Source organism: Ornithinicoccus hortensis (assembly GCF_006716185.1).
Classification (GTDB): domain Bacteria; phylum Actinomycetota; class Actinomycetes; order Actinomycetales; family Dermatophilaceae; genus Ornithinicoccus; species Ornithinicoccus hortensis.
On record NZ_VFOP01000001.1, the window covers coordinates 3,145,646 to 3,164,533 of the forward strand.

Here is an 18,888-nt window from a genome sequence, read left to right on the forward strand (position 1 = left end):
ACGGTCTCCTTACCTCTCCGGCGACCCCGGTGGGTCGCTCAACCCGGACGTCGGAGCCATTCCTGCGTTCTCGACATCCTGCCGCAGATCCGTCCGGTCCGAGCGCGCCAGGCTGCCCTCGGTCGTCCACCGGGCTGCGGCCCCAGCGGCCGCGCCAGCCGCACGAACTCCTGCTCCCACCACCAGAACGGCCCCATCGGCGAGGCGACCACGGACAGGTGTGCCGGGAACCGTCGCCCGGACCGGTCGGTGGCCACCAGGTCCGTCTCCTCCCACGGCGGTTCCTGTGCGGTGCCGCCCTCCGCTACCACCACCAACCGGAAGCCGGCCCGCGCGACCGCCTCGACCACGTCCCCGAATCGCAGGCCCGACGGGTCATGCTCGAGGCGTCCGACCTTCGACTTGCTCCAGCCGAGGGTCTCGGCCAGCTCTCGCTGGCTCTGGCCGTCCCGTCGCCGACCCGCGCGCGCCGCGAGGCCCACCTGCACCGCGACGGGCAGCAGCTCGCGTGACCCATCCTCCGTCGGTTCCTCCCTCGGCTCCTCCGCCGACTCCGTACCTCGTGACTCCACCCCTGCATCATCGATCGCGTGACGCCTACAGCGACCCCACCGCCACGGTCCCTGTGCACACCCCGGCTACCGCCCCGCCCTGTGGATCCACGACGCGGCTGGCTGAGGGAGGGACCGGCGAAGGGGTGTGCCGAGGGACGGGTGGCTGCCCCATGGGGTGGGGCAGCCACCCGTGTCCGCTGCCTGACTCTCGTGCGCACCAAAGCCACAATGCGCTTCTACCCCAGGAGGTAGAAGCACGTCATGGCCACCATGAACATCAAGGACCCGGCCGTCCACCGACTGGCGCACGCCCTGGCCCGCCAGCGGCAGGTGAGCGCCACACGGGCGGTGCGCGAGGCCCTTGAGGAGGCCTTGCAGCGAGACCGGGAGCAACGGTCCGGGATCGGCGACCGGCTGATGGAGATCGCGGCGCAGAGCCAGGCGGTCGAGGCAGCGATGCTGACGGACGAGGACCTCTACGACGAGGACGGCCTTCCGCGATGATCCTCGACACCTCGGCGATCGTGGCCATCCTGAACAACGAGGACGACGCCCCCGAGATCGCCGCGGCCCTTGAAGGGGCCACGGTCGTCCGCATGTCGGTAGCTACCTTGCTCGAGGCCTCCCTCGTCGCCGGGCCCGAGCGCCAGTCGCACCTGGACGAACTGCTAGATGTCGTGGGTGCCGAGATCGTGCCGGTCGATCTCGAGCAGCTCCGTGAGGCCCGTGTGGCACACCTCCGGTTCGGGCGGGGTGCCGGCAGCCCGGCGCGGCTGAACTACGGCGACTGCTTCAGCTACGCCCTCGCCAAGACCTCCGACGAACCGTCGCTATTCAAGGGAGAGGATTTCCCCCACACCGACGTCCGGTCTAGCCGCGAGATTCCCTAGCGGCCAGCTGGGCGAGACGGTCCGTCCACACGTCGTAGGCCGCCACGGTCTCGACCGCCTGGGCCGAGGTCTCGACCACGACGGGCGCACCGCGCTGGGGTTCGAACCCTGCCCCGGTCCCCAACGCCGCCAACAGGGCCGCCCCGGTGGCCGAGGCGGAGCGCAGGTCCTGGCGCAGCACGGGCAGGTCCAGCACGTCGGCGAGCAGCTGCCGGACCAGCGGCGCCCGCCCTCCCCCACCGGTCAGCACGACCGGGGCGCCGTCCCCGGCACGGTCGGCCTCGGGCAGCAGCTCGACGGCACGCCGGAGGTTGAAGACCATCCCCTCGACCGCCGCCCTGGCCAGGTCGCCCCGGGTGGCCGTGTCGGTCGCCCCGACCCACCCGGCCCCCACGGACGGGGGCACCGTGTCGCCCCGCTCCCCCTGCAGGAACGGCAGGAAGGACACACCACCGGCGCCGGCGGGCGCCTGCTCCGCGAGCGCGAAGAGGTCCGCCCAGGACAGGGCCAGCACCCGGCATACCCAGTCCAGGGCGGTCCCGGCGTTCTGCACGGCGGCCATCCGGTACCACCCGCCCCGCGCGTCGGCATACGTGTGCGTGACCGCGTGCGGGACCGGGCCGGGAGGGCCCGTCGGCAGGAGCACCTGACCGCCGGACCCCAGGTTGATCTGCAGGCCCACGCGGTCGCCCAGCGCGAGCCGCGCGGCCGGGGCGTCGGCCGCGCCGGCGACCACCGGGACGTCCCCGGTGCCCCCGACCGTCTCGCGTAACCAGTCGGTGGTCCCGACCACGGCGTCCGAGGGCACCACCGCGGGCAGCAACCGGGCGGGGATACCCAGCTGCTCCTCGACCTCGTCGACCCAGCGGTCCCCAGGGACGTCCCAGAGCAGGGTCGCCGAGGCATCGCTGCGGTCGGTGACCACCGAGGGCACCAGCAGGCTCCGGAAGGCGTCCTTGGGCAGCAGCGCCACCTCGGCTGTGGCCAGCAGTTCGGGCTGGTGCTCGTCGGTCCAGGCCAGCAACGGACCGGTCATCCCGGGGACGACCGGGTTCGCCAGTCGCGCTTGGACCGACCCGGGCAGCCGGTGCCACCGCTCCAGCACCTCGGCGGCGCGGGAGTCCGACCACAGCGCGGCCGGGGCCAGCGCGGTCCCGTGCCGGTCGGCCAGCACCAGCCCGTGCATCTGACCGTCCACCCCGATCCCGGCCACCGGGATCCGGCGCAGCGTCGGCGCCAGCTGCTGGGAGACCGACTCCAGGGCGTCCCGCCAGCGCTGCACGGGGGTCTGCGCCCAGCCAGGGGCCGGGTGCTCGACGGGATAGTCCGCCTCGGCGACCGCCTGGAGCTCGCCCTCGGGCGACCACAGCGCGGCCTTGAGGCCGCTGGTGCCCAGGTCGAGGCCGAGGTAGCTGCCGGTCATCTCAGGAGGATGCCTGCCAGAGCGGGGTCCTCGTCTCGTCCAGCAGGTGCAGGGGGGCGAGCCTGCTGGCAGCGATCCGCGCAAGGGTGCGCAGGTCATCGCCGGTGGACGCGGCGGCAACGGCCCTGCCCAGGGAGCCATCACTCGGCAGCGCACGCCGGGCGCGGTCGACCTGCTGCACGGCGGCCACCAACTCGGACCATGCTGCATCCGAGACCTGGTCGACCGTCACGAACCCCCAGGGGTGCACGGTCCGTGGGCGTGCCGGACCCGCGACCTCGGGCAACGCAACCAGGAGGCTTCGACGGTCCTTCAAGCGCTGCTCGTTGCCCTCGCCAAGCAGCGGAGGCGGAACGGACATCGAGGCGGGCGCTTCGTTCAGCGCCAGTTGCCGCGTGTGCGCACTGTAGAGCGACAGCCCGGCGCCGTTTCGTTCGTGGAGCTGGGTGCGATAGCGGGTCAGGGCCCGGCTGGCGCTGCGCAGCTCGTCGCCCGCCACCGAGAGACCCTCGCTGTCGGTGTTGACCCGGTGGTCGATTGCGGCCCTAATCTGCGCGCGGACCGCAGCGGGCTTGCTGCCTTTGTCGTGCAGGTCGAGGCTGAAGGGATCGAGGCCGATGTCGTCGAGCCGTGACTTGACCACGTCGAGCGCGGCACGCTTCTCAGCGACGAAGAGCACGCGCTTGCCCTCGGCCAGGCTGCGTGCCAGTAGGTTGGTGATCGTCTGGGACTTGCCCGTTCCCGGCGGTCCCTCGATGACGAACGTCTGGCCGCCAATCGCTGCATCGATCGCGCGCAGTTGGGAGCTGTCGGCGGGGATCGGGCACCGCGCCGCCAACTCATCCAGCTCCGGCGCAGCGGCATCGCCCGTCGGAGCTGCAGGGTCGGCGAACTCCTGCGTGGGTGTGTGCGCGAGGTGGGCCGCCAAGGGGTTGCGGAGCAGCGTCTCCCAGTGCTCGTCGAGGTCTTTCCAGAGACGGAACTTGGCAAACTGCAGGAGCGCGACGTGGGCGGTGTCCTCGACGTGGAAGGGCAGACCCTTGACTGCGAGTGTGCGGCGGACGGCGCCGAGAGCCGCGTCGAGGTCGATCCCGGAGAGGTCCTCCTTGGGCTCGGCGAGCTCGGGGATCTGGATGCCGTGCGTCGCCTTGAGCTTCTCCAGCAGGCAATAGTTGGGGGTGCTGCCTCCGGCCTCGTCCAGTCGCAGGCGATAGCTCGTGCGGTCGCCCCTACCGGTGGCGACGAGCTTGACGGGCACGAGAACGAGGGGCGAGCGGAGGTCCTTGCCGTCAAGGTGCCACACGAGGGTGCCGAGTGCGAGATAGAGGTTGTTGGCCCCGGTCTCCTCCTCGGTGGTGCGTGCCTTGTAGGCCAGTCCACGCAGCCGGGTGGCGTAGGCCGACGTCGTCACGTCCGTATAGACCGCGGCCTTCGCGGCGAACTCGTCGAGGAGGTGTTCCACCGGTAGGTCCCGTGCGGAGCGTGCGCCGCGCGCAGCAAGCACGGCATCGATGTCGTCCGAGGGCCGGAGGCGGACTGGACGCTCATCGTGGATCACGTCCTCGAGAGCTCCGAGTTGTCCCTCTGGCACGACGAGCTCGACGGCGTAGCGGTGCGTGAAGTTGATGAGGCGGTTGCGAAGGCTCAGATCCAGGAGCGCGTTCTTCCACTGTTGCACCCTTGGCGGCACAGGAGTGGCCTGGCCCGTGCCGCCCGCATCGGCCTGCGGCCGTGTGCGACCCACGAGCTGCGGGGCGGGCGCGCTGTGGCGAGCCGCGACATACTCGGTGATGTGGACCTCGCCGCTCGCCGTCCGGCGCCGCGAGGGGAGGGGGACGATGCCGCTCTGCCTGGCGACGCGCACGTCGATGACGGAGAGCACCTCGTCGGTGCGTCTGGCGCGTGCGCGGGCGGAGCGCATGGCATCGTGGGCGGTCGCCGTGCCCCCATCGGTGACCATTGTCGTCTCCAGGACACTCATCATCCCCAGATCGAGCAGGTTGACCATGGGTGACGCGTCAGACGTCGCGATCGCGTCAAGTTTGGCGAGCTCCTCGCGCCACCAGCCGACCAGAGCGTGCCCCTGCACCACCCAGAGGAGCGGATGGATGCCCGCCTGCTCCAGCGCGGCGGCGAATGTCACGGTGGTGTCCAGACACGTGCCGACCCGGCCGTCGAGCACCTCGTCGGGCGTGCGGACTTCTGCCCGTCATCGGACCAGCTGGCGGGAGGGTTGGCGTAGCGGATCTGGCGGGCGCGCATCGCGTCGAAGATCGCGGCCGCGATCAGGTCAACCCGTTCCTCACCCGCCTGGTATCCCTCGATCGAAGGGCTTCCCGTGCGCTCCTTGAGCAGCGCGGATGCCTCGGTGAGCACGGTCTCGACCACCGGGCTGTTGGGCATGACGTGGGCGGCGAGCAACTCCATCGCCAGGCCTGCCGGCCGACTAAGCCATTGGCGCCCAGCAAGGATCATGACTGGACGGGTCTCGACAGCGACCGTGCGACCATCACAGATCAGAGCCACCGACAACTCGCCCGCGCGGCGCTCCTCCAGGTCGAGGATCGCCGTGCTGTCCATCGTGAGGCCGAGCTGCTTGAGATGCACCGTCGCGCCGTGCGGCAGGTCGACAATCTCCGCCGCCTCCCTGCTGACGACGCCCTCGTCGTCGCGGACCGTGAGCACTACCTCTGCTCCGGTCAGCCCAGGGCCGGGGTTCATGAGTTCAACGTTGCGCACCGGCTGCACTCTGTTGTGCACCATGGCGAGGCTGATGACCGGCGAGGCATCGAAGGTGACGCGCACCTGTGACGTGTCGGTGGTTGACGCGTTGACCTGCGGCTCTATGGGCATTCGTGACCTCTACGTGACGAATCGTTGACGATACGGAAGAAACCTACATATAACCTCCGACAACCGCCCCGGGTACGTGGGTGAGTGGACTGCGACGGGCTCGCCCACACGGCAGCCCCGATCTATGCAAAGTGCTGGGCGAGCAAAGCCTGCGAGCTCGGACTCCAGAGAAACCGAATGCCCATGGACCGAAGGGCAAACTGCCCAGGCTCACGTGTACGAGCGACGTGGAACGCGTTGTGAAGGAACTCCTGGGGTGGGGCTGGCCAGTCCATCAGACACCAGCTTCAAGACTGACGAAGTCAACCTCTCCACCGTGCTCGACGGCAAGGTCAAAGCCATCGCCCTGTCGCGCCCTAATCACTCGCCCTCGCCGCGAGAGACTTTCCTCGAGATCGGCGAGCCTAGTCCGGAGGCGTGCGGCGGACTCCCGGTCAGAGGTCCCGCGCACCGCCACGACAAGAGCAGCACGCTCACTGACAACCGTCGGCTCTGCTGCCACCTCTTCGTGCCACGCCGATGCGGCCTCGCTCCCGACCTGAAGCTCCAGCCCCGCTCCCACTGCAACCTCCACAGTGGAGCCGTCAGGGTTGTGACGCCACGTCTGCGGGTAGCCCTCCTCGGTGGTGGTCACAAGGAGATAGTCAGTGGCTGACGTCGGGTCGATAAGCACAATCCCGTCCCGCAGAGTGTGCTGCAGTTCCTCGAGGACGGCCGAGGTCAGGGCTGTGAGCAGGGGGTGTCCGGGAGCCAGGTACTGACTCGTGCCCGCCTCGTCGGCGTCCAGTCCAGTGCGAGTCAGGTGGAGGCGGCCATAGCGGCGATCGACGCCGGGCATGTCTGCGAGACGAGCCGGCACATAGGGCACTGTCCAGGTGCTTTGGCCAACTTCATGGACTTCGGCTCCGTAGCGCCGGAGGGCATGCTGCGCGAACTCAGGCACCATCCGAGCCTGGGGGTCAAATGCCTCGGCCCACACCAGCTCGCGCTGGATCGCTTCAAGATCCGTCTGGGTGAACTCAGTCGTGCTCGCAGCCCGGCTCGCCACCTCCTCCGCGAGGCCTCGGTCGAGCCGCTCCTCGATCAGCGACATTCCCTCTCGCTGATCCTGCCCACGAACCGCGGCCGCGAGAATCCGGCTCAGCTCGGCCCCGGTCAGGACCTCGCCGAGCACGTCAAACACCCGATCGCCAAGGGCTTCTCGCTGCACCTGGAGCTTGCCCAGGATCGTCTCAAACACCGCGCCTTCTCTGGTGTCGGAGGCCACGAGATTCCACAGATGACAGGTCCGGTCCTGTCCGATCCGGTGGATGCGGCCGAACCTCTGCTCGAGTCGGTTCGGGTTCCAGGGGATGTCGTAGTTGACCATCAGGTTGGCAACCTGCAGGTTCACGCCCTCGCCAGCAGCGTCCGTGGCCAACAAGATGGAACACGCCGGGTCCCGGGTGAACTCATGCTGAGCGTGCCGGCGCTCGTGTCGCGCTGTCTGCCCGTGGATCACGGCCACGTGCTCTCCCGGCCTCAGGATCTCGCCCAGCCGATCCTCCAGGTAGTGCAGAGTGTCCCGGTGCTCGGTGAAGACGATGATCTTGCGGCGGAAGCCGCTGGCATCGGTCATGTCAGCACTGGTCAGCAGCTCCCTCAATGCCTCCCATTTGCGGTCGATGCCCTCGGCACGGACTCTGCGAGCACGCTCGACCAGTCGCTGGAGGACAAGAATCTCTGTCTGCAACTCGGCAGGTGTGCGTGCGGACGACACGTCTGACTGAAGGTCGTCATCGACTTCCTCATCGTCCTCGAACAGATCCTGCCCGGCATCCCCTCCCACGCGGATCGACGCCTCCAGGAGCCTGCCGAGATCCTGCTCGGCTTCGCGGGCACGTTCGAGCTGTCCGTGGAGCAGGTCCAGCCGTCGCTCCAGAGACCGCAGGATGGCCTCAGGTGAGGAAGCCAGCCGCCGCTGCAGCACCAACATGGCGAAGCCCACGTGTCGCCGGACAGATTCGTCCATGACCTTGTTCATCTCATCAGCGACATACTCCGTGACTGCCTCGTAGAGGCCCTGCTCGGGTCCTGCCATGGAGTAGGTCAACGTCGACGCGACCCGAGGCGGGAAGAGTCGGCTGCCATCTGCATGCACCAGTTGCTCCTTGACAAGCCGGCGCACAGGCGCCCGGTCAAGGAGAGGCATGCCTCGCTCGATCTCGACACCAAGCAACCGCATGAAGTGCGCGAAGTCTGCAGGCTTTCCGTTGTGCGGTGTGGCGGTCAGGAGGAGCAGGTGCTCTGTCCGGTCAGCAAGGTCCATGCCGAGTTCATAGCGCTTGCTCCGGATCGTCCGGTTTCCCCAGTCGCGCGCGCTCATCTTGTGCGCCTCGTCCACGACGACCAGATCGAAGCCGCTATCGAGGACCGCATTCTTCATCTCGGGGTTGCGGCTCACCTGGTCCAGCCGTGCCACAACCAATGGGCCAGCAGGGGCGACGGTGACATGGACCGGATCCGTCCTGTCAAGGTGCTCGATCCCGAGTTCGGTGAAGGACAGGCCAAAGCGGGTCCACATCTCCTCGACCCACTGCTCCACCAGGCTCCCTGGGGCCACGATGAGAACTCTCGACACGCGATGCGCGGAGAGCAACTCCTTGAGATACAACCCGGTCATGATGGTCTTTCCCGCGCCGGGATCATCAGCAAGCAGGAACCGCAGCCTGTCCTGAGGCAGCATCTCGCGATAGACGGCCTGAACCTGATGCGGCAGTGGGGTGACGTTGGAGGAGCTCACGGCCAGGAGCCGACCCTGGTGCGGTGCCGCGACGATGCCTAGCGCTTGCAGCCCGAGCCGGACGTCGGGCCACGCAGCGTGCCACGTCGGTCGACGCCGTGCCGGGCGGACCTGGCTGAGCTGTTCGCGGGACAGGAAAGCGCTGCCCCTCGCGCCCGATGCACGCTCGAAGGACACGAGTGCCGTCTCACCGGTCTGACGCACGGTCAGCACCTTCACGGATTCCCCGGCCACGACACCATCCACGAAAGCACCGGGGGCGAGTCCCAGCAGGTCAGCCACGTCGCCTCCTGTATGTTCGCACCACGCGATGACCCTATCCGGACAGGGGCAATACCATGGCCACCAAACTGCTCGTCGTCTCGGGACTGCACCTCGACAAGGCCTGGACCAGCGAACAGGTGGCAGTAGGTCATCAACTGCGTGCAGCGAGTTCCCAATTGCTCCTGGAGTTGGTGCAACGGGCACTCGATCTTGAGGTCGACGCCCTCGTGGTGCTGGGTGGCCTGTGGGATCCGGCGACAGTGCGGGGCTCCACGGTCGATGACGTTCGCACCGTCCTCGACGCGGTGCCCTTCCCGGTGGTGCTCCTTCCCGATCGTGCAGAGGCAGAGTCCGGCTTCCGACCCGAGTCGCTCGTCGAATGGCCAGCGACCGTCCATCTGGTGGAGAGCCACGCGCGGACCACGGTCGTCATTGGGGACAACCACCTCACCGCCGTGGGACCGCTGGCACCGCCTGAGCAGATCACACACGGCGTGGATGCGCTCCTCACCACCCAGTCGGGCCGCGAGTTCGGAGACATCCCTGTGGTGTGCCCTGCAAGCAGCCGCGACGCACAGTTCCACGGCACCGTCCCGGTCCCGGTGCTTATCGAAGGGTCCGGCACCGGACACCCACAAGGCATCGTGGTCATGCTGTCGCAGGGTCAGGCTCCCCAGGTCGAGGAGGTCACCTTCTCCGTGGACCTCGGGACAGAACGGACGCTCGATGTCAGCGAGCACGAGGACAGCAGCACCCTGATCTCTGCCCTCAATGACACCCTGTCTGCCTGTGCGGGATCGGATCGCCTGCGCGTCAGTGGTCGAGTCAACCCCCGCGTGCTGGTGCCGCCGGCCTTGAAGTGGACGCAGTCTCGGCCAGACGTGACGGTCGTGTGGGAGGACCTGGACTTCGTCTTTCCACCCACTCCTCCGGACCACACCGTGCAAGCAGAACTCATCCGGCGCCTTGCAGGCCCCGGCCCTGACGCGGCCAGACGTCACCAGGCCCTGGCACTCGGTCTGGATTCGCTCGAGTCCCAGGACGTGACAGCATGAGGTTCGACAGCATCCGCAGCGATGCGTTCGGTCCCTTCAAAGGAGACGAACTCGAGCTCGGGCCCCGGTTCACCATCGTTCACGGCCTCAACGAGAGCGGAAAGTCAACCTGGGCCGCGGCCCTCTATGCCAGCCTTGCCGGGCGGCGGCGCTCCCGGGGTCGTGGGTCGAGGGACGAGGCACTGTTCCGCGCCCGCCACAAGCCCTGGAGCGGGACACGCTGGCAGGTGACGGCGCGGATCACGACCGAGGACGGCACACGCCTTGCTGTCCAGCAGGACCTGCAGCAGGGGACCACGCGCATCATCGACCTCGACAGTTCGCACCGCCTCACGGCGAGCGAACTCGAGTCTCGCTTCGGCATCCCGCGCTCAGACGCGGAAGACATCGATGTCGGCCAACTCTTCGGACTGACCCGGGGGACCTTGCGCGCCACGACCTTCGTCCCTCAGGCCGAGGTTCTGCGCGTTATCGACCAGGCCGACGAACTGCAGCAGTTCCTGCAGCGCGCGGCCTCCAACCAGACTATCGACGTCACCGCGTCTGAGGTGCTCGGCGAGCTGCGGCAGGCCTACTCGACCCGCGTGGGCAGCGCCAGCGTGGGAATGCGCCCTCTTCGAGCAACGAGCCAGGCACTGTCTGAGGCGGACGAACGTGCGTATGCGTTGCGTGCCGCACGCGATGAGTTGCGCAAGGCTGCCGCCGAGGTCCGAATACAGGCGGACGAGGAGCGACGGGCCAGGGCAGCGCTTGCCGACCTCGAGGCCATGGAGAACCACGCAGAGTTTGCCAGCCTGCAGGACCGGGTGAACCGCATCCGCGACTTCGATGCCCAGCTGTGGGAACTGCGTGATGCGCCCGAGCCTGCCGATGAGGAGGTGCGCGACCGTGCGCACACCGTGCGCACGGCATACCTCTCTCTGGGAGAGCCGCCCGCAGCCCCGCAGGGGCCAGGCGTGGCCGAACTCGAGCAGCAGCTGGCCGAGTTGCCCCAACCCCCGAGCGGAGACACAAGCCCCGAGCCACACGTGCGAGCCCTCTGGGAGGAGCTCCAGCAGTCGCTATCGGCGCTCTCCTCCGTCGCAGAGCCCAGCCCTCTCGTCGACGAGGATCACCTGCCGGATCTGGCCAGTGACGAGTTGCGCGAGCTGGCCGAGCGCCTCCGGGCGCAGCCTCCGGAGTGGAGCGCCGCACTTGATGAGCAGGAAGCTCAGCTCCGCAGGGACTTCGAGAACCAACAACGCCAGCACCAGGCGGCCATCGCTGACTGGGATCAGGCCGCCGCCGTCCGGGATGCCGCGACCGCGCAGTATGCCGAGGCGCGGGCAACCTATGACGCGCAGCTTGCGAGTTACGAGACCGAGGCCCAGAAGCACCATGAGGCAGCTGCGGAGTGGGACAGAGTCCAGCAGGCGTTTTCCGAGAGTCGTGCCCGACGAAGCTCGGGCACCTGGCAGTTTGCGCTCGGCGCGCTGCTCGTCGTGGGAGGGGTGGTGGCACTGCTGCTGGAACCCGTCGTGGGCGCCGCTCTGCTCGTCACCGGACTGGCGCTTGTCGCCTGGGGCGCGATCAGTCGCCGTTCCCAGGGTTCACCGCCCGGTGTCGCCGCGACTGCCTCTGAACGGCCCAAGGCCCCCACCCCGCCGACACTCCCCCGCCCGCCCGAGATCGTTGAGCCGGGCCCACGTCCCAGCGAGCCGGCGCTGTCCCCCGTGGTGGACGACATCCGGAATCGGCGACAGCGCTGGAGCGCCCAGAGGGCGGAGTGGAGCTCGCAGCGAGAGAACCTCCTAGAGGACATGCGTTCCCGACAGTTGCCACCAGATCCCGATGAGTTGCAGGGCCTGGCTCGCCGGATCGACGAGCGAGAGGGGACGCGACGTGCGGCCGCCGAGCGCCAGGCAACGGCAGACGCCCTGCGCGCAAAGATCGACGAGAAGTCGCGTCTCCTCCTCGCGACCCTAGGCGAGCGGGGCGAGGATGTGCAGCAGTCCTCGGGCCCTGAGGCTGCCGACCTCGCCTACCGGGCCTACGAGTCCGCGTGCGAGGAACGAGCCGGCGTCGCCCAGGCTGCGGCCAGGCGCGACGACCTCCAGCGGTCGCTCAGCTCGCGGCGCTCGGAGGATGCGACGTATGCCGGGGAGATCGCCCGACGCGAGGGCGTCCGTCACGCCTTGCTGACGCTGGTGCGTGAACTGGGCAGTGAGGCGACTGACCCGGACCAGGCAGCTCAGTGGACTGAGCACTGGCTGGACGCCCAGCGTGAGGCGGAAGCATCGCGTGAGCGACGCGGCCGTCTGGCACTGTTGCGAGCGCAACTGCTCGATGGGGATGACGTGGACCGGCTCACCGCCCGGTTGGAGGAGCTTGGCTCCTCCCTGGGCGAACCCCCGGAGCAGGACTTCCCGCCAGACATCGGGCTCGCCCTGGCCGAAGCTGGGCAGCTGGTTGAGGCGGCTTCGACGCGTCGGGCGAGCAGTGAAGGTCACCTCAACACCCTTCGCGCCAACGAGGGTGACCTCGCCGCTGCTCTGGACGAGGCCGCCCAACGGCGCCGCGACGCCGAAGCCGTGGAGGAGCTCCGCGACACTCTCAGCCTCGCGATCGAGCAACTAGAGGGTGCGCAGAGCGAGGCGCACCGCAGTCTGGCTCCGGCGCTCGAGTCGGCGATGCGATCTCGCATCCCGAATGTCACCGCCGGGCGCTACGTGGACGTGCGTGTGAAGCCTGAGGACCTTGCCGTCGAGTTGCTCGAGCGCAACGGCTCGTGGCGACAGGCCTCCTATTTGTCTCAGGGGACGACCGAGCAGACCTATCTCCTCCTTCGCCTGGCGCTCGTGGAGCACCTCGACACTCAAGAGACCATGCCCCTCGTGCTCGACGATGTCACGGTCCAGTGCGACGCCGACCGGACCGTTGCGCTCCTGGAGTTGCTGGCCATCGTGGCCCGCGATCGCCAGGTCGTGCTCTTCTCGCAGGAAGCCGGGGTCCATGCCTGGGCCAGTCAGCGCCTCAGCGAGTCCGATGGCGACCGGCTCGTCTCGCTGCCCCAGGCTCACTGAGTCCCTGCCCAAGGAGCTCACTGGCGGTACGGTTCTGACCACACGGACCAACCGCCCCGCAAGGAGCATCCCCGTGGCCACGAGCAGTGACGCCGACGCCCTTGAGAAGGGCATCAAGGAGAAGCTGCCCCAGCCCTGGTCACGTTGGCCTGGAGGCTACCCGGGTGAGATTGAAATCGCCCTTCTGGACGCTGTGCGCTCCATCCGCGCCAGGTACCGAACACGAGACACGGGTGTCCGAGGGGCAACAGCACGCTACCGTGAGAGCGTCGGTGGCGGGCCGCTCGATGACCTCACCCGGCTGGCAGCCCACGACCCCGAGCATCTGGCAACGATCATCGGACGACAGGAGACATCCGGTCGCACCAAGGCAGAAGCGATCGTCGAGGCTGCATCTAACCTGTCAGCGGCGGGGGTCCGAGGTGCCGATGACCTCCAGCCTGAGAGCCACAAAGGCGCGTATACGCGTGTCCGCGGGCTGGGCAAGGTGACCTGGGAGTACTTCACGATGCTGCTTGGCAAGCCTGGCGTGAAGGCCGACACCTGGGTGACCAGGTGGGTCGCGGAGCAGATTGGCCGGCCTGTCTCGTCCGACGAGGCCGGAGCCCTCGTTCGCGAGGTAGCCGGTCGCATGGCCGACGCACCCGATGCGTCTGGCCCGCTCCTGACCAGGCTAGATCACCAGATCTGGCTCACCGCTCGTGGCCGTCAGCGCGACTGAGAGTCCGTATGGCGTGGCTGACGCGTGCGTGTCCTACGGCGCCACCGCCTGCACGGACAACGTTCTGCGCTTCGGCGGGTCCTTCCCGTGGGAGACGAGCGACCTGGACTTCACCTCGATGGGGTCGGCCGACTCCTGGCAGGTCAGCCCGGCGCTGACCACCGTCCAGCAGGCCACCGCGGAGATCGGTGACCCTGGCAAGGTCGTGCTCAACGTCTACTTCCGCCAGCCGTTCGTGCTGGATGAGGAGAGCGGGCTGCGCGATTCCGGTGCGATCGTTGCCGACTTCGGCACCAGTGACACCGCCCTGCTGGACGTCCTGTCCGGTGAGGTGTCCCCGCAGGGTCGTATGCCGTTCGCCCTCGCCGGGACGCGTGAGGCCATCGAGCAGCAGGCCAGTGACCTGCCCGGCTATGACGAGACCGACGACGGTGCGCTCTTCCCGTTCGGCTTCGGCCTGACCTATGACCAGGACGAGACCGCCCAGGTGCAGCGGATCTACGGGCGGAGCGGTATGCCACGGCAGCTGAGATCGCGGCGGAGTTCCCTGACGGTGTGGACACCGTCTATGTCGCTAACGGCACCGAGGCCGCTGAGGGTGCTGACGCCCTGGCCGCGGGTGCTGCTGGCGCCAAGGGCGCGTTGGAGTTCATCCCCGATGTCACCCCTGAGGGTGACCCGGCACCGATCCTGTTGGTCAAGGCCGACGCGATCCCCTCGACCACGGCGGCCGCCCTCGCGGCGCTGGCACCGTCCGAGATCATCGTGATCGGTGGCACCAACTCGGTCTCGACCGGGGTCGAGGACACCCTGGGTGAGTCCGCGGACGTGCGTCGCATCGCCGGCGCGAACCGGTATGAGACCGCGGCCCTGATCGCCGCCGAGTACGGCGAGGTCGACACGATCTACGTGGCGACCGGGCAGGGTGACATCAGCGGGGGCCTGGCCCTGGCTGACGCCCTGACCGCGGCCTCCGTGGCCGGGTCGCAGACCTCCCCGGTCGTGCTGACCAAGACCGACACCCTGCCCTCGGCGACGGCAGCGGTGATCACCGAGCTGGCCCCGGCCAACATCGTTCTGGTCGGTGGCACCGGCGCGGTCAGCGACGCCGTCCTGGCGCAGCTGAACGCGTTGGCCCCGACCGTCCGGGTCGCCGGCACCGACCGGTATGAGACGGCCGTCGCGCTGACGGCCGACTACGCAACAGATGGTGACATCCTCTACATCGCCTCGGGGACCAGCTTCCCCGACGCGCTGGCCGGGTCCTCCCCTGACCGGTTCCCAGGACGCGCCGCTGCTGCTGTCCAAGGCAGACCACCTCCCGTCCGCGACCGCGGCCGAGATCCTGCGTCTGTCCCCCCAGGGCATCACCATCTTCGGAGGCACCAGCGCTGTCGATGCCGACGTCGAGGCCGCCCTGCAAGAACTGCTGGACATCACCTCCACCGACTAACCCGGTGAGGTAGGCCCGGCCGGGCACCACCCGGCCGGGCACCACAGCACCACAACACCAGGCGGCCCCACCGACACACCGTCGGTGGGGGCCGCCTGGTGTGCGCATCTCCTCCACTCCGTCCCGCAGTGGCGCCGGGCAAGTCAAAGCACGAGTCAGACAAGAAGACGAGGTCGGGCGCGAAGACCTCCGGCATCAGCAGTGCCAACTGGCTAATGCGTCGACTGGTTCAGCCCGAGGCGGTCTCCGACAGACCGAACAGCCGCTCGCGTTCCGCCGCCACCACTAGTCGCGCTAGTTCGGCATCCGTGACGTCGACGGCATCTGGCGCATGCTTGGCAATCACACTTTCTCTGGCGAACTTTTCGAAGAGCTGCTTCTTCTCAACGAGGATGTCGCGGATGCGTTCGTCGACACTATTTTCAGTTAGCAGTCGATGCACTTGGACATTGCGAGTTTGTCCCATTCGATGCGCTCGAGCAATAGCCTGCGCCTCCATCGTCGGCTTGAGCTGCGGCTCGCAAATGACCACGACTGACGCAGACTGGATATTCAAGCCCACTCCGCCTGCGGTGACCTGAGCGACCAAAACAGCCCCGTGGCCTGCGGCCGAGAACCGGTCGATCAGCATCTGGCGTTCCTTCGCCGGCACTGACCCGGTTAGCGGCCCGAACACTTGGCCAGGCAAGAGTACAGCAACTTGACTGACAACTTCGCGGAAGTACGAGAATACGATCGGCCACGTCCACCGCCATCGCGGCATGTCGCCGGCGTCGACTCAGTCGCTTCACCAGCGGGATCTCTCGGGTCTCGATGAGCCGGAGGCTCTCGGCGACGGCATCGTATGCCATGGGCTCAACCTACCCAGCGACGTGCGGTTATCGTGCTCCAGGGGCGCGCGACGGGACGGTCCGCTCGGTCTCCGAAGTCTCCGGGACGGTCGGCGTGGACTCCGTGTCGGCGCCGAGCGTACGAGTTGTTGCCGTCAGGAGCCAGATTTCCGGCAACAGCGCGTCCACTCGGCGCAGTGCCGAGCCGCGGGGCGGCAAGCCGCTGCTCAGCCCTCGCCTCCACCACCGGAGAGCCGGCCGATGGCCCGGGTGACCAACTCCCAGAACCGGGCGTGGTCCAGTTTGGTCGCCACCCTGTGCCGGCAGTCGCCCGGCGCCGGCCGCCGGAAGTCGGCCACGGTCATCCCGGTCGTGTGTTCGCCGCGCAGTTCGACCGCCAGCGGCGCGGGCCGGGTGGCGACGACGTCCGGATCGATCAGGTAGGCCACGGCGCAGGCGTCGTGCACCGGTGGATCGGGGAAGCCCTGGTGCTCGCGGTAGGTCTGGCGGAAGAAGGCCATCAGCCCAACGAAGAACCGGCTCAGGTCGGTGTCCAGTGCCGCGATGCGGTCCTCGACCTCGGCCGTCGCGAGTGCCTGGTGGGTCAGGTCGAGCCCCACCATGGTCAGCGGCCACGCCTCGTCCACGACGATGGCCGCGGCCTCCGGGTCGACCCAGATGTTGAACTCTGCGACAGCGGTCCAGTTGCCCTCGTGGTAGCCGCCGCCCATGATGACGACCTCCCGGACGCGCTCGACGATCCGCGGCTCGAGCCGGGCGGCGAGCGCCAGGTTGGTCAGCGGCCCGGTCGCCACCAGGGTGACGGTCCCGGGCTCGGCAGCCAGCACCGTGTCGATGATGAACTGGACCCCGTGTCCCGGCGCAACGGGGACCGTGGGCTCGGGCAGGTCGACACCGTCCAGGCCGGACTCGCCGTGGATGTCCTCCGCCACCTCGACGGCACGCAGCAACGGACGGCTCGCACCTGCGTGGACCGGCACGTCCTCCCGACCACACATGACCAGCACGCTCTGGGCATTGCGGGTGACCTTGTCCACGGTCTGGTTGCCGCCCACGGTGGTGATCCCGAGCAGCTCGATCGCGGGGTCGCCGAGGGCGAGGATGATGGCGACGGCGTCGTCGTGCCCCGGGTCGCAGTCCAGCACGATCCGGCGTGGTCCCTCGACGGCTCCGGTCACCCTGATCCCGTTTCCATGCCAGCAACTCTCTCAGCTGCCGGCGTGTAGTGTCATGAGGCGGTAGGGCACGCGAGGAGGGGACATGTGGTCATCGATGCCACGGTGCGCCGTCGTGGTCGGCTGCTTCGGCCTGCTCACCGTCGCCGCATGCTCCGCTGAGGCGACCAGGTCGGCTGACGACACCCCAGGTGCGTCAGTCACCCGTTCCGAGGCGCCGATCGCCTCCACGCAGGATGACGCCGCCCGCACGACGAGCCGCACCGAACCCCCGGCGAGCCTCCCCACCGGGTCGCCCGGCGATCAGCAGCAAGCCGCGGAACAGGCCGCGATGACCTACCTCCAGCGACTGGACGACTTCCGGCGAGGACACACCGACCTCGATGCCGTGCGGGGGCTCACGACCTCCTTCGGCATGGAGCGATCGCTGCTGGAGGACACGTACGCCGACTCGTCGCACGAGGTCGTGGCGAGACCACTCACGAGTTGTTGTCGTCCGAACAGGTCGACAACGAAGAGTTCGCGGTGCTCATCTGCACCGACGTCTCCGAGGTCGACGTGCTGGACGAGAGCGGCAAGTCAGTAGTGCGCCCCGACCGGATGCCACGCCTGGAGGAGACCGTCACCGTTGTGTGGCACAGGGGCGGGTGGCTGGTCCACGAGACGAGCACACTCGGCGACCACGCCTGCTGACCGCCAGGTCCCACCATCCACGCGGGACCTTGCCGGCATACGGCGGAGCGGAAGGTGCGCCGGTAACGCGAGGCACCCGTTGCGCTGGTGCTGAGGCAGGATCACATGTCCTCGACCTTCGGCATGATCTCGTTCTTCAGCTGCTTGAGGTCGTCCATCGTCTTGGAGACGGGCACGTCGGCGAACGGCGGCCAGAGCATCGGCAGCGTCATCCCGGCCTCCTTGTAGCGCTTGAGCTGGTCGGTGATCTGACCGGCGCTGCCCACCAGCAGGTTGCTGAGCTTGCCCTGGTCGGACTGGTCGACGTCCTCGTCGGTGATGACGAACCAGATCATGCTGGACATCTCCAGGTCGTCGACCGTGCGGTCGGTGTCGAGCTTGTCCAGCTCCTCGGCGATGGCCGTGCGCCAGGTTCCCATCGCCTCGGGCGAGTCCTGGATGCCGATCCACCCGGACAGGTTGTACTTCGCGACCCGCTTGGCCGAGCGCGCCGGGTCCTTGAGCCCACTGAAGAAGATCGGCGGGTAGGGCTTCTGGACCGGCTTGGCGCCGAAGCCGCAGGGGTCGAAGTCGGCGAACTCACCGTGGTACTCGAAGACGTCGTTGGTCCAGATGCCCTGCATGATCTCCAGGGTCTCGCGCACGTGTGCGTGACGTCGGGGGAACAGGTGGGTGGCGCTGGCGGCCGCAAACTCCTCCGGCATCCAGCCGGATCCGACACCGACGTTGAGCCGTCCACCGGAGAGCTGGTCGATCGTGGCCAGCTCCGTGGCCAGGACCCCAGGTGCCCGGTAGGGGGTGTCGGTGATGCTCATACCGATCCGCAACTTCGAGGTCTTGGCGGCGAGCCAGGGCAGGAGCGGGAAGCCCTGCAGCCACTCGCCGCGCGCGGACACCGGCAGCTGCGTGGGGAAGCCCTCCATCATGCCGAAGGCATACTGCAGCTCACCCCTGTCGGACGCCTCGGGCACGACGATGCGGTCGAGGGTCCAGACCGAGTCGAAGTCGAGCTCCTCAGCGAGGGCGGTCAACTCCTCGAGCTCCTGGACGGTGACCTTGTCGCGGAAGTTGGGCAGGTAGAGAGCGAGCTTCATGGCACTCTTCTTTCGGGG

Annotated in this window: 15 protein-coding genes and 1 pseudogene; 8 read left to right on the top strand and 8 right to left on the bottom strand. The window is 68.3% G+C overall.

Annotated features, from left to right (window positions below):
* Window positions 1–38 precede the first annotated feature (38 nt).
* Window positions 39–572, bottom strand: coding sequence for a helix-turn-helix domain-containing protein (locus FB467_RS14770; RefSeq protein ID WP_170230760.1), 534 nt, complete (start codon window positions 570–572; stop codon window positions 39–41).
* 243 nt (window positions 573–815) lie between these two features.
* Here FB467_RS14770 and FB467_RS14775 point away from each other — a divergent pair, with 243 nt between their 5' ends.
* On the top strand, window positions 816–1,058 hold the full coding sequence (locus FB467_RS14775; RefSeq protein ID WP_228393134.1) for a type II toxin-antitoxin system VapB family antitoxin: 243 nt from the start codon (window positions 816–818) through the stop codon (window positions 1,056–1,058).
* Window positions 1,055–1,444 carry a type II toxin-antitoxin system VapC family toxin gene (locus tag FB467_RS14780; RefSeq protein WP_141785776.1) on the top strand — a complete coding sequence of 130 codons (390 nt, stop codon included), beginning with the start codon at window positions 1,055–1,057 and terminating at the stop codon, window positions 1,442–1,444. Before FB467_RS14775 ends, FB467_RS14780 begins: the two co-directional genes overlap by 4 nt.
* On the opposite strand, the gene FB467_RS14785 is transcribed toward FB467_RS14780, so the two are convergent.
* The 4 genes from FB467_RS14785 to FB467_RS14800 form a co-directional block, all read right to left on the bottom strand.
* On the bottom strand, window positions 1,425–2,867 hold the full coding sequence (locus FB467_RS14785; protein WP_141785777.1) for an FGGY family carbohydrate kinase: 1,443 nt from the start codon (window positions 2,865–2,867) through the stop codon (window positions 1,425–1,427). The genes FB467_RS14780 and FB467_RS14785 overlap by 20 nt on opposite strands.
* Window position 2,868: 1 nt before the next feature.
* Entirely contained in the window at window positions 2,869–5,049 is a 2,181-nt protein-coding gene (locus tag FB467_RS14790) for a DUF4011 domain-containing protein (RefSeq protein WP_170230762.1), read from the bottom strand.
* Window positions 5,007–5,720, bottom strand: coding sequence for a hypothetical protein (locus tag FB467_RS14795; protein WP_141785779.1), 714 nt, complete (start codon window positions 5,718–5,720; stop codon window positions 5,007–5,009). The genes FB467_RS14790 and FB467_RS14795 overlap by 43 nt, the downstream gene beginning before the upstream one ends.
* Window positions 5,721–5,994: 274 nt before the next feature.
* Window positions 5,995–8,784 carry a DEAD/DEAH box helicase gene (locus FB467_RS14800; RefSeq protein WP_141785780.1) on the bottom strand — a complete coding sequence of 930 codons (2,790 nt, stop codon included), beginning with the start codon at window positions 8,782–8,784 and terminating at the stop codon, window positions 5,995–5,997.
* 56 nt (window positions 8,785–8,840) lie between these two features.
* On the opposite strand from FB467_RS14800, the gene FB467_RS14805 reads away from it, so the two are divergent.
* The 5 genes and pseudogenes from FB467_RS14805 to FB467_RS19390 all read left to right on the top strand — a co-directional run bounded on the left by FB467_RS14805 (window position 8,841) and on the right by FB467_RS19390 (window position 15,065).
* Window positions 8,841–9,821 carry a hypothetical protein gene (locus tag FB467_RS14805; protein WP_141785781.1) on the top strand — a complete coding sequence of 327 codons (981 nt, stop codon included), beginning with the start codon at window positions 8,841–8,843 and terminating at the stop codon, window positions 9,819–9,821.
* Complete coding sequence (locus FB467_RS14810; RefSeq protein WP_141785782.1) at window positions 9,818–12,883, top strand: AAA family ATPase; 3,066 nt, start codon at window positions 9,818–9,820, stop codon at window positions 12,881–12,883. Before FB467_RS14805 ends, FB467_RS14810 begins: the two co-directional genes overlap by 4 nt.
* Before the next feature lie 73 nt (window positions 12,884–12,956).
* Window positions 12,957–13,604: an HhH-GDP family DNA glycosylase gene (locus FB467_RS14815; RefSeq protein ID WP_141785783.1), complete on the top strand. Its 648-nt coding sequence runs from the start codon at window positions 12,957–12,959 to the stop codon at window positions 13,602–13,604.
* A gap of 118 nt (window positions 13,605–13,722) precedes the next feature.
* A pseudogene (locus tag FB467_RS19565) lies at window positions 13,723–14,058 on the top strand (glycoside hydrolase family 3 protein); the annotation flags it as partial.
* Window positions 14,059–14,246: 188 nt separating this feature from the next.
* On the top strand, window positions 14,247–15,065 hold the full coding sequence (locus FB467_RS19390; protein ID WP_153390203.1) for a cell wall-binding repeat-containing protein: 819 nt from the start codon (window positions 14,247–14,249) through the stop codon (window positions 15,063–15,065).
* A gap of 221 nt (window positions 15,066–15,286) precedes the next feature.
* Here FB467_RS19390 and FB467_RS14830 read toward each other — a convergent pair whose 3' ends face one another.
* Together FB467_RS14830 and uriH are read right to left on the bottom strand one after the other, a co-directional pair.
* Entirely contained in the window at window positions 15,287–15,820 is a 534-nt protein-coding gene (locus FB467_RS14830; protein ID WP_141785785.1) for a C-terminal helicase domain-containing protein, read from the bottom strand.
* Between the two features lie 294 nt (window positions 15,821–16,114).
* A complete protein-coding gene (uriH, locus tag FB467_RS14835; RefSeq protein ID WP_141785786.1) occupies window positions 16,115–17,086 on the bottom strand; it encodes a uridine-preferring nucleoside hydrolase UriH in 972 nt (323 codons plus the stop codon).
* A 486-nt stretch (window positions 17,087–17,572) separates the two neighbouring features.
* Here uriH and FB467_RS14840 point away from each other — a divergent pair, with 486 nt between their 5' ends.
* A complete protein-coding gene (locus FB467_RS14840; RefSeq protein ID WP_141785787.1) occupies window positions 17,573–17,776 on the top strand; it encodes a hypothetical protein in 204 nt (67 codons plus the stop codon).
* 101 nt (window positions 17,777–17,877) lie between these two features.
* Here the strand turns inward: FB467_RS14840 and FB467_RS14845 are convergent, their stop codons facing one another.
* On the bottom strand, window positions 17,878–18,870 hold the full coding sequence (locus tag FB467_RS14845) for an LLM class flavin-dependent oxidoreductase (RefSeq protein WP_141785788.1): 993 nt from the start codon (window positions 18,868–18,870) through the stop codon (window positions 17,878–17,880).
* Window positions 18,871–18,888: the final 18 nt, after the last annotated feature.

Excerpts from the sequence above, each read along its gene's own strand:
- FB467_RS14775 (WP_228393134.1), top strand. The coding sequence starts at position 816 with ATGGCCACCATGAACATCAAGGACCCGGCCGTCCACCGACTGGCGCAC.
- FB467_RS14780 (WP_141785776.1), top strand. The coding sequence starts at position 1,055 with ATGATCCTCGACACCTCGGCGATCGTGGCCATCCTGAACAACGAGGAC.
- FB467_RS14785 (WP_141785777.1), bottom strand. The coding sequence starts at position 2,867 with ATGACCGGCAGCTACCTCGGCCTCGACCTGGGCACCAGCGGCCTCAAG.
- FB467_RS14795 (WP_141785779.1), bottom strand. The coding sequence starts at position 5,720 with ATGCCCATAGAGCCGCAGGTCAACGCGTCAACCACCGACACGTCACAG.
- FB467_RS14805 (WP_141785781.1), top strand. The coding sequence starts at position 8,841 with ATGGCCACCAAACTGCTCGTCGTCTCGGGACTGCACCTCGACAAGGCC.
- FB467_RS14810 (WP_141785782.1), top strand. The coding sequence starts at position 9,818 with ATGAGGTTCGACAGCATCCGCAGCGATGCGTTCGGTCCCTTCAAAGGA.
- FB467_RS14830 (WP_141785785.1), bottom strand. The coding sequence starts at position 15,820 with ATGCCGCGATGGCGGTGGACGTGGCCGATCGTATTCTCGTACTTCCGC.
- FB467_RS14845 (WP_141785788.1), bottom strand. The coding sequence starts at position 18,870 with ATGAAGCTCGCTCTCTACCTGCCCAACTTCCGCGACAAGGTCACCGTC.